The organism is Enterobacter cloacae complex sp. ECC445 (assembly GCF_021892025.1).
Taxonomy (GTDB): Bacteria; Pseudomonadota; Gammaproteobacteria; order Enterobacterales; family Enterobacteriaceae; genus Enterobacter; species Enterobacter chengduensis.
This window is the reverse complement of record NZ_JAKLRZ010000037.1, coordinates 36,851-48,922: the sequence shown is the minus strand read 5'-3', so window position 1 is coordinate 48,922 and position 12,072 is coordinate 36,851. Positions and strand designations below refer to the sequence as shown.

11 protein-coding genes and 1 pseudogene are annotated in these 12,072 nt (G+C 56.8%); 11 read left to right on the top strand and 1 reads right to left on the bottom strand.

Going from position 1 to position 12,072, the window contains the following annotated elements; genetic code table 11:
- Window positions 1-325 (top strand): annotated as a pseudogene (locus tag L6R44_RS22305) (IS481 family transposase); the annotation flags it as partial.
- Window positions 326-412: 87 nt separating this feature from the next.
- On the opposite strand, the gene ubiF reads toward L6R44_RS22305, so the two are convergent.
- Window positions 413-1,588 carry a 3-demethoxyubiquinol 3-hydroxylase gene (gene ubiF / locus L6R44_RS22300; protein WP_237425445.1) on the bottom strand — a complete coding sequence of 392 codons (1,176 nt, stop codon included), beginning with the start codon at window positions 1,586-1,588 and terminating at the stop codon, window positions 413-415.
- A 135-nt stretch (window positions 1,589-1,723) separates the two neighbouring features.
- On the opposite strand from ubiF, the gene miaB reads away from it, so the two are divergent.
- The 10 genes from miaB (at window position 1,724) to rihA (ending at window position 11,997) form a co-directional block, all read left to right on the top strand.
- A complete protein-coding gene (miaB, locus tag L6R44_RS22295) occupies window positions 1,724-3,148 on the top strand; it encodes a tRNA (N6-isopentenyl adenosine(37)-C2)-methylthiotransferase MiaB (RefSeq protein WP_028012350.1) in 1,425 nt (474 codons plus the stop codon).
- 163 nt (window positions 3,149-3,311) lie between these two features.
- A complete protein-coding gene (locus L6R44_RS22290; protein WP_014883007.1) occupies window positions 3,312-4,358 on the top strand; it encodes a PhoH family protein in 1,047 nt (348 codons plus the stop codon).
- Window positions 4,355-4,822, top strand: coding sequence for an rRNA maturation RNase YbeY (gene ybeY, locus L6R44_RS22285; RefSeq protein WP_008501052.1), 468 nt, complete (start codon window positions 4,355-4,357; stop codon window positions 4,820-4,822). The genes L6R44_RS22290 and ybeY overlap by 4 nt, the downstream gene beginning before the upstream one ends.
- A gap of 89 nt (window positions 4,823-4,911) precedes the next feature.
- Window positions 4,912-5,790: a CNNM family magnesium/cobalt transport protein CorC gene (gene corC / locus L6R44_RS22280; protein ID WP_237425448.1), complete on the top strand. Its 879-nt coding sequence runs from the start codon at window positions 4,912-4,914 to the stop codon at window positions 5,788-5,790.
- A 5-nt stretch (window positions 5,791-5,795) separates the two neighbouring features.
- Window positions 5,796-7,334: an apolipoprotein N-acyltransferase gene (lnt, locus tag L6R44_RS22275; RefSeq protein ID WP_237425444.1), complete on the top strand. Its 1,539-nt coding sequence runs from the start codon at window positions 5,796-5,798 to the stop codon at window positions 7,332-7,334.
- Between the two features lie 402 nt (window positions 7,335-7,736).
- The gene (locus tag L6R44_RS22270) at window positions 7,737-8,642 is read left to right on the top strand and encodes an amino acid ABC transporter substrate-binding protein (RefSeq protein ID WP_008501049.1); all 906 of its coding nucleotides are present in this window, start codon (window positions 7,737-7,739) and stop codon (window positions 8,640-8,642) included.
- A 154-nt stretch (window positions 8,643-8,796) separates the two neighbouring features.
- Window positions 8,797-9,537 carry a glutamate/aspartate ABC transporter permease GltJ gene (gene gltJ / locus L6R44_RS22265; RefSeq protein WP_032638861.1) on the top strand — a complete coding sequence of 247 codons (741 nt, stop codon included), beginning with the start codon at window positions 8,797-8,799 and terminating at the stop codon, window positions 9,535-9,537.
- Window positions 9,537-10,211 carry a glutamate/aspartate ABC transporter permease GltK gene (gltK, locus tag L6R44_RS22260; protein WP_032649550.1) on the top strand — a complete coding sequence of 225 codons (675 nt, stop codon included), beginning with the start codon at window positions 9,537-9,539 and terminating at the stop codon, window positions 10,209-10,211. Before gltJ ends, gltK begins: the two co-directional genes overlap by 1 nt.
- On the top strand, window positions 10,211-10,936 hold the full coding sequence (locus L6R44_RS22255; RefSeq protein WP_010428605.1) for an amino acid ABC transporter ATP-binding protein: 726 nt from the start codon (window positions 10,211-10,213) through the stop codon (window positions 10,934-10,936). The genes gltK and L6R44_RS22255 overlap by 1 nt, the downstream gene beginning before the upstream one ends.
- 119 nt (window positions 10,937-11,055) lie before the next feature.
- Window positions 11,056-11,997, top strand: coding sequence for a pyrimidine-specific ribonucleoside hydrolase RihA (gene rihA / locus L6R44_RS22250; RefSeq protein ID WP_237425443.1), 942 nt, complete (start codon window positions 11,056-11,058; stop codon window positions 11,995-11,997).
- Window positions 11,998-12,072: the final 75 nt, after the last annotated feature.

Sequence of the window (12,072 nt, the reverse complement as noted above, 5' to 3'; positions counted from 1 at the left end):
GCGGACGGTCTATAACCTTGAACGCCCGCACGAGGCGCTGGATATGGCGGTCCCGGCCTCACGCTATCAGCCGTCTGCGCGGCAGTACGGCGGCAGCGTGACGCCGCCGGAATACGATGAAGGTGTGCTGGTCAGGAAAGTGGATATCAGCGGGAAGCTGAGCTTACAGGGAGCCAGTCTGAATGCAGGAAAGGCGTTCAGGGGAGAACGGGTGGGGCTGAAGGAGACGCAGGAGGATGGCTGCTATGAAGTGTGGTGGTACAGCACGAAAGTAGGGGTGATCGACCTGAAGAAAAAGTCGATCACCATGGGTAAAGGATGTTAAAAAGTGTTCACCATGTCCCCGAACACCTGTCTACCATGTCCCCGGACCGTACACCCCAAAGGGGCGAGGGAATGGTCGAAGCAGCGATTAAAGTCCGAGAGCGTATTTCAGGGCCTGGCGTTTCAACCCACCGGCACGCTCCGCTGCCAATAATCCAATATTACGCAGAATACGAACTGGCGCCAGGTCATTGCTGAACCCGGCATAGAACAGATCCATCCCCGACTGCATGATGAAATTATCCGCCATACGCCGCGTCTGGTAGCGCTTCAGGACCTGATGGCTGGCCCAGTTTTCCGCATGTCCGCGGGCGCTGCCCAGCACATCCAGTAACGCATCAACATCACGGTACCCCAGGTTCACGCCCTGCCCGGCCAGCGGATGAATGGTATGTGCAGCATCCCCCACCAGCGCCAGCCCTTCGCGGGCATACTGCAACGCATGACGGCGCGTAAGCGGGAACGCCCCGGCGGCGACCGGCGTAACATGGCCCAGACGGCTCGGGAAGTGCAGCAGAATTTCGCGCTGCAGTTGTTCCATGTTCATTCCCTGCAGCTGGCGAATGCGCGCCGGTTTGTCGTACCACACCAGCGACGCCCAGTTTTCAAACAGCGGTAAAAAGGCGTGCGGGCCATTCGGGGTAAAGTGCTGCCAGGTGCTCTCGCCCGGCGCATTCTCGCACTCGACGGTAATCAGCATGCAGGACTGTTCATACTGCCAGGCATGAACGCCAATGCCCGCCTTTTGTCTGACCTGTGAGTTAGCGCCGTCCGCACCGACGACCAGCTTCACGGCCAGCTCATCGCCGCTGTCGAGCGTCAGCAGATAGCCACGATCGTGAGGATGAAGTGACTTAAGCGACGCAGGCACGCGCAGCGTCACCTTCGGATGCGCCTCCAGCGCCTGCCAGAGCGCACGCTGGAGCACGTTGTTTTCCACCATATAACCGAGGCGCGGAAGCTTCAGCTCAGCGGCATCAAACGCGACGTGGGCATTTTCCCACTCCCAGGTTTCGAGACGGCTGTAGGGGTGGGCGCGCATCGCCAGCACCGTCTCCCAGACGCCCAGCCCGCGCAGCAGATCGACGGACGCCGCGCTGATAGCCGAAATGCGCACATCCGGCTTGCTGGCGGGATCGAAAGTCGGCGGTGCAGCCTGTTCAATTACCGTTACCTCAAATCCCTGCTGCGCCAGCCCCAGCGCCAGCGCGCCGCCGACCATACCGCCGCCGACAACGGCAACTTCGGTGTGTAGGAGTGTCATGGTCAATTTTCCTTATTGGAGAATCCCTTAAGTTTACCGGATTTTTGCGGTCCTGAGGCACACAACCTTCATACTGGTCACAACCCCACCAAAGCATTACAATACGCGGCTTGCAATCCTGAGCTGAGCAAGTCGATGACTAAAAAACTCCATATAAAAACCTGGGGCTGTCAGATGAACGAATACGATTCATCCAAGATGGCCGATCTGCTGGATACCACCCACGGATACCAGCTGACTGAAAATGCGAAAGAAGCGGACGTGCTGCTGCTGAACACCTGTTCGATTCGTGAAAAAGCACAGGAAAAAGTCTTCCACGTGTTAGGCCGCTGGAAGCTTCTCAAACGAAAAAACCCAGACCTGATCATCGGGGTGGGTGGCTGCGTGGCGTCGCAGGAAGGCAAGCTGATCCGCCAGCGAGCCCCGTATGTGGATATTGTCTTTGGCCCGCAGACCCTGCACCGCCTGCCGGAAATGATTAATCAGGTTCGCGGCAACCGTAGCCCGGTCGTTGACGTCAGCTTCCCGGAAATCGAAAAGTTTGACCGCCTGCCGGAGCCGCGCGCCGATGGCCCGACCGCCTTCGTCTCCATCATGGAAGGCTGCAACAAATACTGTACTTACTGCGTGGTGCCGTACACCCGCGGTGAAGAGGTCAGCCGCCCGGCAGACGATATCCTGTTTGAAATCGCGCAGCTTGCCGCGCAGGGCGTGCGCGAAGTGAACCTGCTGGGCCAAAACGTTAACGCCTGGCGCGGGGAAAACTACGACGGCACCACCGGCAGCTTTGCCGAACTGCTGCGTCTGGTGGCCGCGATTGACGGCATCGACCGCATTCGCTTTACCACCAGCCATCCGATGGAATTTACCGACGACATCATTGACGTGTATCGCGATACGCCAGAGCTGGTGAGCTTCCTGCATCTGCCAATTCAGTGCGGCTCTGACCGCGTGCTTAACCTGATGGGTCGTCCGCATACGGTGCTGGAGTATAAATCCACCATCCGCAAGCTGCGCGAAGCGCGTCCGGATATCCAGATCAGCTCCGACTTTATCGTCGGCTTCCCGGGTGAAACCGCTGATGACTTCGAGCGCACCATGAAGCTCATCGGCGAAGTGAATTTTGACGTCAGCTACAGCTTCATCTTCTCCGCGCGTCCTGGCACCCCTGCGGCCGATATGGTTGACGATGTGCCGGAAGAGGAGAAAAAGCAGCGTCTGTATATTCTGCAGGAGCGTATCAACCAGCAGGCCAACGCGTGGAGCCGCCGTATGCTCGGTACCGTCCAGCGCATTCTGGTGGAAGGCACGTCGCGCAAGAGCATTATGGAACTCTCCGGCCGTACCGAAAATAACCGCGTGGTCAACTTTGAAGGCACCCCGGACATGATCGGTAAGTTTGTGGACGTCGAAATTGTTGAAGTGCTGACCAACTCGCTGCGCGCGAAGGTGGTCCGCACCGAAGACGAAATGGGCCTGCGTATCGCAGAGTCACCGGAATCCGTGATTTCGCGTACCCGCAAAGAGAACGATTCTGGCGTGGGGATTTACCAGCCTTAATCCTGATGGCCTGCCCTTCCGGCAGGCCTTGTATTTCCTCTCATCATCCCCAATATCTTCCGCAACGCTTGCGCCTTTATTCTGTGGCGTGAATAATTTCGGTAATGACCGTTTTATTACGCCGTGTGGCAGCGGGTCAGTTAACCAATCAAAGAGGAACAGTTTGAACATAGATACGCGTGAAATCAGCCTAACGCCCGCAGACAACGCTCGCCTGCTGAGCCTGTGCGGACCGTTTGATGACAACATCAAACAACTGGAGCGACGTCTGGGTATCGAAATTAACCGTCGCGATAATCACTTCAAACTTACCGGACGCCCTATCTGCGTCAATGCGGCAGCAGATATCCTGCGCAGCCTGTATGTCGATACCGCCCCGATGCGCGGCGAAATTCAGGATATCGAGCCGGAACAAATTCACCTCGCCATTAAAGAGGCGCGCGTGCTTGAGCAGAGCGCGGAAAGCGTGCCGGACTACGGCAAGGCAATCAATATCAAGACCAAGCGTGGCGTCATCAAGCCGCGTACGCCAAACCAGGCGCAGTACATCGCCAATATCCTCGACCACGACATCACCTTCGGGGTGGGTCCAGCGGGGACGGGGAAAACCTATCTGGCGGTTGCCGCTGCGGTAGATGCGCTGGAGCGTCAGGAGATCCGTCGAATTCTGCTGACCCGTCCTGCCGTTGAAGCCGGTGAAAAGCTGGGCTTCCTGCCGGGCGATCTGAGCCAGAAGGTCGACCCGTATCTGCGCCCTTTATACGATGCGCTGTTCGAGATGCTCGGCTTTGAGAAGGTCGAGAAGCTCATTGAGCGTAACGTGATCGAGGTGGCTCCGCTCGCCTACATGCGCGGTCGCACGTTAAACGACGCGTTCATCATTCTCGATGAGAGCCAGAACACCACCATCGAACAGATGAAGATGTTCCTGACGCGTATCGGCTTTAACTCGAAAGCGGTCATCACCGGTGACGTAACCCAGATCGACCTGCCGCGCAGCACCAAATCCGGCCTGCGTCACGCCATCGAGGTGCTGGCCGAGGTCGACGAAATCAGCTTTAACTTCTTCCACAGTGAAGACGTGGTACGCCACCCGGTGGTCGCGCGTATCGTTAACGCCTATGAGGCCTGGGAAGAGGCGGATCAGAAGCGTAGGGCCGAACTGGCCGCAGAACGTAAGCGCGACGCGCAGGAGCAAGAACAGAAATGAGTCAGGTGATCCTCGATTTACAGCTGGCCTGTGAAGACAATTCCGGCATGCCGGATGAGGCACAGTTCCAGAAATGGCTGGATGCGGTTATCCCGCAGTTTCAGGAAGAATCAGAAGTGACGATTCGCCTGGTGGATGAAGCCGAAAGCCACGAGCTTAACCTGACCTATCGCGGGAAAGATAAGCCGACCAACGTGCTCTCTTTCCCGTTCGAAGCGCCGCCGGGCATTGAGATGCCGCTGCTGGGCGATCTGATCATCTGCCGTCAGGTGGTTGAACAGGAAGCCAAAGAGCAGCAAAAGCCGCTTGAGGCCCACTGGGCGCACATGGTGGTACACGGGAGCCTGCACCTGTTGGGCTACGATCACATCGAAGATGACGAAGCGGAAGAGATGGAGTCCCTCGAGACAGAGATAATGCTTGCTCTGGGCTATGAGGATCCGTACATTGCCGAGAAAGAATAGTCCGTCACCTGACTGACTCACCTGCCGCCACGAAAGGATAACGCGTGGCGGTAAACGTTGAACTAACAAGAGAACCCTTAACAAACGCCATGAGCGACGACAATTCACACAGTAGCGACACGACAACCAGTAAAAAGGGATTTTTCTCCCTCATTCTGAACCAGCTTTTTCACGGCGAACCCAAAAACCGTGATGAACTGCTGGAGCTGATTCGTGATTCCGGGCAGAACGACCTTATCGACGAAGATACGCGCGAAATGCTCGAAGGGGTGATGGACATCGCCGACCAGCGCGTTCGCGATATCATGATCCCCCGCTCGCAGATGATCACCCTGAAACGTAACCAGACGCTGGACGAGTGCCTCGATGTCATCATCGAATCCGCCCACTCGCGTTTCCCGGTCATTAGCGAAGATAAAGATCACATCGAAGGGATTTTGATGGCGAAAGATCTGCTGCCGTTTATGCGCAGCGATGCCGAAGCCTTCAGCATGGAAAAAGTGTTACGCCAGGCCGTGGTCGTGCCGGAGAGTAAACGTGTGGATCGGATGCTGAAAGAGTTCCGCTCCCAGCGTTACCACATGGCGATTGTTATTGATGAATTTGGCGGCGTTTCAGGACTGGTCACGATCGAGGATATTCTTGAGCTGATCGTGGGCGAAATCGAGGACGAGTACGACGAAGAAGAGGATATCGACTTCCGTCAGCTTAGCCGCCACACCTGGACCGTGCGTGCGCTGGCCTCCATCGAGGACTTCAACGACGCCTTCGGAACCCACTTCAGCGATGAAGAGGTCGATACCATCGGCGGGCTGGTGATGCAGGCCTTTGGCCACCTCCCGGCGCGCGGAGAGACCGTTGACATCGACGGTTACCAGTTCAAAGTAGCCATGGCCGACAGCCGACGTATTATACAGGTTCACGTCAGAGCGCCGGACGACTCACCGGTGCCAAAACTGGAAGATTAATGTAAATGGCATTTGCCCCATTGCTTGAACGCCAGCGCGTCCGTTTGCTGCTGGCGCTGTTACTCGGAGCCAGCGGTACGCTGGCTTTCTCACCTTACGATATCTGGCCTGCGGCCATTCTCTCCCTGATGGGGCTTCAGGGTCTGACCCTGAATCGTCGTCCGGTGCAGGCTGCCGCTATCGGCTACTTCTGGGGGCTGGGGCTGTTTGGCTCAGGCATCAACTGGGTCTACGTCAGCATCGCCCAGTTTGGCGGTATGCCTGGCCCGGTTAACGTCTTCCTGGTGGTACTGCTCGCCGCGTATCTCTCGCTCTATACCGGCCTGTTCGCAGGCATCCTTTCTCGCCTGTGGCCTAAAACCTCCTGGCTGCGCGTCGCCGTTGCCGCGCCGGTGGTCTGGCAGGTAACCGAGTTCCTGCGCGGCTGGGTGCTGACCGGCTTCCCGTGGCTGCAGTTCGGCTACAGCCAGATTGACGGCCCGCTGAAGGGCCTGGCGCCGGTCATGGGCGTTGAGGCCATCAACTTCCTGCTGTTGGCAGTGAGCGGCCTGCTGGTATTAGCGCTGGTCACGCGCGGCTGGAAACCGCTGGCCGTGGCGCTGGTGCTGTTTGCCCTGCCCTTCCCGCTGCGCTATATCCAGTGGTTCACCCTTGAGCCCGCGCGCGCCATGCAGGTTTCCATGGTGCAGGGGAATATCCCGCAGTCCATGAAGTGGGACGAAAAAGAGCTGCTGAATACGCTGAAGATCTACGCCAATGCCACCGAAGAGGTGATGGGGAAATCGCAGCTGATTATCTGGCCGGAATCCGCCATTCCCGATCTGGAAATTAACCAGCAGCCGTTCCTCAACATGATGAACGACCTGCTGGTGGCGCGCGGCAGCACGCTGATCACCGGGATTGTCGATGCACGTCTGAATCAGCAGAACCGCTACGACACCTACAACACCATCATTACGCTCGGCAAAGACAGCGAGTACAGCTACCGCTCCACTGACCGGTACAACAAGAACCACCTGGTGCCGTTTGGCGAGTTTGTCCCGCTGGAGTCGATTCTGCGCCCGCTGGCCCCGTTCTTTGACCTGCCGATGTCCTCCTTCAGCCGCGGGCCGTACGTTCAGCCCCAGCTGCACGCGCACGGCGCGGCCCTGACGGCGGCCATCTGCTACGAAATCATTCTCGGCGAGCAGGTACGCGATAACTTCCGCCCGGATACGGACTATCTGCTGACCATCTCTAACGACGCCTGGTTTGGTAAGTCAATCGGCCCGTGGCAGCACTTCCAGATGGCACGCATGCGCGCCCTGGAGCTGGCGCGTCCGCTGCTGCGCAGCACCAACAACGGCATCACCGCCGTGATTGGTCCTCAGGGTGAAATTCAGGCGATGATCCCGCAGTTTACCCGAGAGGTGCTGACCGCTAACGTCACACCAACCACCGGCCTGACGCCGTATGCCCGCACCGGCAACTGGCCGCTGTGGATCCTGACCGCGCTGTTCGGCTTTGGCGCGCTGCTGATGAGCCTGCGCCAGCGTCGTCGGTAACCCTTCCAGCCGGGTGGCGGCTACGCCTTACCCGGCCTACATTCAGCTTTTCCGTTCCCGTAGGTCGGGTAAGCGTCAGCGCCACCCGACAATCACTTCCCAATCTTAAATCTGGCACGCCTATTGCTTTGTTTATTCAGGTAAACGCAGTTTGGCTTAACGTGCAACCTTGTCGCACCAGCGTAGATCGTCGGTAGCACCGAAACGGTGCAACGGGAGATTATTGCCTCTGAATGGTGCGGCGCGCTTCGCAAAAATAAACAATAACGCAGCAAAATCTTTACATTAAGCCAGACTAAATGTTAACAAGCTTGCATAACACTGCACTCGCATTGCGCGAGATATAACAACATCACAATGGGTATCAATGCGTCGCTGGCGCTGATAAGAAAGGAGTTGGGTATGCAATTACGTAAACTGGCCACAGCAATGCTGGTTATGGGAATGTCTGCCGGCGTGGTTCACGCTGAAGATGCACCGGCAGCAGGAAGCACTCTCGACAAGATTGCCAAAAACGGCGTCATCGTGGTCGGCCACCGTGAATCCTCTGTTCCGTTCTCTTACTACGACAACACGCAAAAGGTCGTGGGCTATTCACAGGATTACTCCAACGCCATCGTTGAAGCCGTGAAGAAAAAGCTGAACAAACCTGACCTGCAGGTGAAGCTGATCCCAATCACTTCACAGAACCGTATTCCGCTGCTGCAAAACGGCACCTTTGACTTCGAGTGTGGCTCCACCACCAACAACCTCGAGCGTCAGAAACAGGCGGCCTTCTCTGACACCATCTTTGTCGTGGGCACCCGCCTGCTGACGAAGAAAGGTGGTGAGATCAAAGACTTCGCTGACCTGAAAGGCAAAGCGGTCGTGGTGACATCCGGTACCACTTCAGAAGTGCTGCTGCACAAGCTGAACGACGAGAAGAAAATGGATATGCGCATCATCAGCGCGAAAGACCATGGCGACTCCTTCCGTACCCTGGAAAGCGGTCGTGCCGTCGCGTTTATGATGGATGACGCCCTGCTGGCGGGCGAGCGTGCGAAAGCGAAGAAACCAGACAACTGGGATATCGTCGGCACCGCGCAGTCAAAAGAAGCTTACGGCTGCATGCTGCGCAAAGACGATCCGCAGTTCAAAAAGCTGATCGATGACACCATCGCCCAGGTGCAGACCTCCGGCGAAGCGGAAAAATGGTTCGACAAGTGGTTCAAGAACCCGATTCCACCAAAAAACCTGAACATGAACTTTGAACTGTCTGACGACATGAAGGCGCTGTTCAAATCTCCAAATGACAAAGCTCTTAACTAATTAGAACAACAGGGGCGGGATCTCCTGCCCTCTCGATTGTCGGGAAGCATGGACAGACTATACGCTGAGTGGTCGTTCCCCACTCAGCACGAAAATGAGCTTCTCACCAATCTTCGAGGGTAGCGCTGCTACCCTTTTTTTTCTGGAGTTTATTATGTCAATAGACTGGAACTGGGGCATATTCCTGCAACAAGCCCCGTTCGGCAACACCACCTATCTTGGCTGGCTGTGGAGCGGCTTTCAGGTCACCGTGGCATTATCGATAACGGCGTGGATTATCGCGTTTCTTGTCGGTTCTTTGTTCGGTATTCTGCGCACCGTCCCTAACCGTTTTCTTTCAACACTGGGCACCCTGTATGTGGAACTGTTCCGTAACGTTCCGCTGATCGTGCAATTCTTTACCTGGTATCTGGTTATCCCGGAACTGCTGCCGGAAAATATTGGCATGTGGTTCAAGTCGGAACTGGATCCGAACGTACAGTTCTTTGTCTCCTCCATGCTGTGTCTGGGGCTGTTTACCGCTGCGCGCGTTTGCGAGCAGGTGCGTGCCGCCATTCAGTCACTGCCGCGCGGACAAAAAAATGCGGGCCTGGCGATGGGCCTGACGCTGCCACAAACCTACCGCTACGTGCTGCTGCCTAACGCCTACCGCGTTATCGTTCCGCCGATGACCTCTGAGATGATGAACCTGGTAAAAAACTCGGCCATCGCCTCCACGATCGGCCTGGTCGACATGGCCGCGCAGGCGGGCAAGCTGCTAGACTATTCCGCTCACGCGTGGGAATCCTTCACCGCGATCACGCTCGCGTATGTTCTGATTAACGCTTTCATCATGCTGGTGATGAACCTGGTTGAACGCAAAATTCGCCTGCCGGGCAACATGGGGGGCAAATAATGTACGAATTTGACTGGAGTTCTATCGTTCCCTCCATGCCTTACCTGCTGGATGGACTGATGATTACCTTAAAGATCACCGTCATTGCCATCATCGTCGGTATCGTCTGGGGCACCCTGCTGGCCGTCATGCGCCTGTCGAGCTTTAAGCCGCTTGCCTGGTTTGCCACCGCCTACGTTAACGTGTTCCGTTCGATCCCACTGGTGATGGTGCTGCTGTGGTTTTACCTGATTGTGCCCGGCTTCCTGCAGAACGTGCTGGGGCTGTCGCCGAAAACCGATATCCGTCTGATCTCCGCCATGGTGGCGTTCTCAATGTTTGAGGCCGCTTATTACTCGGAGATTATCCGCGCGGGCATTCAGAGCATCTCCCGCGGGCAGTCCAGCGCCGCGCTGGCGCTGGGGATGACGCACTGGCAGTCCATGCAGCTCATTATTCTGCCGCAGGCATTTCGCGCCATGGTTCCGCTCCTGCTGACCCAGGGTATCGTACTGTTCCAGGATACCTCGCTGGTCTACGTGCTGAGCCTGGCAGACTTCTTCCGTACCGCGTCGACCATCGGCGAGCGTGACGGTACGCAGGTCGAGATGGTGCTCTTTGCGGGTGCGGTCTACTTTGTGATTAGTTTAAGCGCGTCGCTGTTGGTCAGCTGGCTGAAGAAAAGGACGGTATAATGATTTCCCTGAAAAATGTTTCTAAATGGTATGGGCACTTTCAGGTGCTGACCGACTGCTCTACCGAAGTGAAGAAAGGCGACGTGGTGGTGGTGTGCGGGCCGTCCGGCTCCGGTAAATCGACGCTGATCAAAACCGTTAACGGGCTGGAGCCAGTGCAGCAGGGTGAGATCGTCGTCAACGGCACCAAGGTTAACGACAAGAAAACTAACCTCGCCCAGCTTCGCTCTCACGTGGGGATGGTGTTCCAGCATTTTGAGCTGTTCCCTCACCTCTCCATTATTGAGAACCTCACGCTGGCGCAGGTAAAAGTGCTTAAGCGCGATAAAAAAGCGTCGCGCGAGAAAGGCCTGAAGCTCCTGGAACGCGTTGGGCTTTCGGCGCATGCCGATAAGTTCCCGGCACAGCTTTCCGGCGGCCAGCAGCAGCGCGTGGCGATCGCCCGCGCGCTGTGCATGGATCCGGTGGCAATGCTGTTCGATGAGCCCACGTCGGCGCTCGATCCGGAGATGATCAACGAAGTGCTGGACGTGATGGTCGAGCTGGCGCACGAAGGGATGACGATGATGGTAGTGACCCACGAAATGGGCTTTGCCCGTAAAGTGGCCAATCGCGTAATCTTTATGGACGAAGGGAAAATTGTTGAAGACTCACCGAAAGAAGAGTTCTTCGCTAACCCGAAATCCGATCGTGCGAAAGATTTCCTCGCCAAAATCCTGCATTAATCTTCCCGGTGCGCAATCTGCGGATTGCGCACTGCTTCACGCTTTTGTTCAGTTCCTCTCGTCGGCGTCACATTGCAGCGTTAACCTTGTCACAAATTACGCTATGAATGGAGAACGCTATGGCACAGCCTATTATTCTCGATTGCGATCCGGGTCATGATGACGCGATCGCGCTCGTTCTTGCACTTGCCTCCCCTGAACTCAACGTCAAAGCCGTCACCTCATCCGCCGGAAACCAGACGCCGGATAAAACCCTGCGCAACGTTTTGCGCATGCTGACGCTGCTCGGGCGCACCGATATTCCCGTCGCCGGCGGGGCCGTGAAGCCGCTGATGCGCGAGCTGATTATTGCCGACAACGTTCATGGTGAAAGCGGGCTGGACGGTCCGGCGCTGCCTGAGCCAGGATTTGCACCGCAAAACTGCACCGCCGTGGAGCTGATGGCGAAGGTGCTGCGCGAAAGCGCGGAGCCCGTGACGCTGGTGGCGACCGGGCCACAAACTAACGTTGCGCTCCTGCTGAACAGCCATCCTGAGCTGCACCGCAAAATTGCCCGCATCGTGATTATGGGTGGTGCAATGGGGCTGGGTAACTGGACGCCAGCGGCCGAGTTCAACATTTTTGTCGACCCGGAAGCCGCTGAGACTGTCTTCCAGTCCGGCTTACCGATTGTCATGGCGGGACTGGACGTGACCCACCGCGCGCAGATTATGGCGGGCGATATTGAGCGTTTCCGCGCCGTGGGCAATCCGGTGGCGACAACCGTGGCTGAACTGCTCGACTTTTTTATGGAGTACCATAAGGTTGAGAAATGGGGCTTCCACGGCGCGCCGCTGCACGATCCGTGCACCATCGCCTGGCTGTTAAAACCGGAGATGTTTACCACGGTAGACCGCTGGGTTGGGGTTGAGACGCAGGGGAAATACACCCAGGGCATGACGGTGGTGGACTACTATTCGCTGACGGGGAATAAGCCGAATACGACGGTGATGGTGGATATCGACCGGGAGGCGTTTGTGGATTTGCTGGCGGAGAGGCTTGGTTACTATAGTGCGGCCTGATGCCCACCCAAACCCTCTCCCACGGGGAGAGGGCGCAGACACTAAAAACGGCAACGTGGTTGCCGTTTTGCTTTT

Bases quoted from the DNA above. Each gene is read 5' to 3' on its own strand.
- ubiF (WP_237425445.1), bottom strand. From the start codon at position 1,588: ATGACACTCCTACACACCGAAGTTGCCGTTGTCGGCGGCGGTATGGTC.
- miaB (WP_028012350.1), top strand. From the start codon at position 1,724: ATGACTAAAAAACTCCATATAAAAACCTGGGGCTGTCAGATGAACGAA.
- ybeY (WP_008501052.1), top strand. From the start codon at position 4,355: ATGAGTCAGGTGATCCTCGATTTACAGCTGGCCTGTGAAGACAATTCC.
- corC (WP_237425448.1), top strand. From the start codon at position 4,912: ATGAGCGACGACAATTCACACAGTAGCGACACGACAACCAGTAAAAAG.
- lnt (WP_237425444.1), top strand. From the start codon at position 5,796: ATGGCATTTGCCCCATTGCTTGAACGCCAGCGCGTCCGTTTGCTGCTG.
- L6R44_RS22270 (WP_008501049.1), top strand. From the start codon at position 7,737: ATGCAATTACGTAAACTGGCCACAGCAATGCTGGTTATGGGAATGTCT.
- gltJ (WP_032638861.1), top strand. From the start codon at position 8,797: ATGTCAATAGACTGGAACTGGGGCATATTCCTGCAACAAGCCCCGTTC.
- gltK (WP_032649550.1), top strand. From the start codon at position 9,537: ATGTACGAATTTGACTGGAGTTCTATCGTTCCCTCCATGCCTTACCTG.
- L6R44_RS22255 (WP_010428605.1), top strand. From the start codon at position 10,211: ATGATTTCCCTGAAAAATGTTTCTAAATGGTATGGGCACTTTCAGGTG.
- rihA (WP_237425443.1), top strand. From the start codon at position 11,056: ATGGCACAGCCTATTATTCTCGATTGCGATCCGGGTCATGATGACGCG.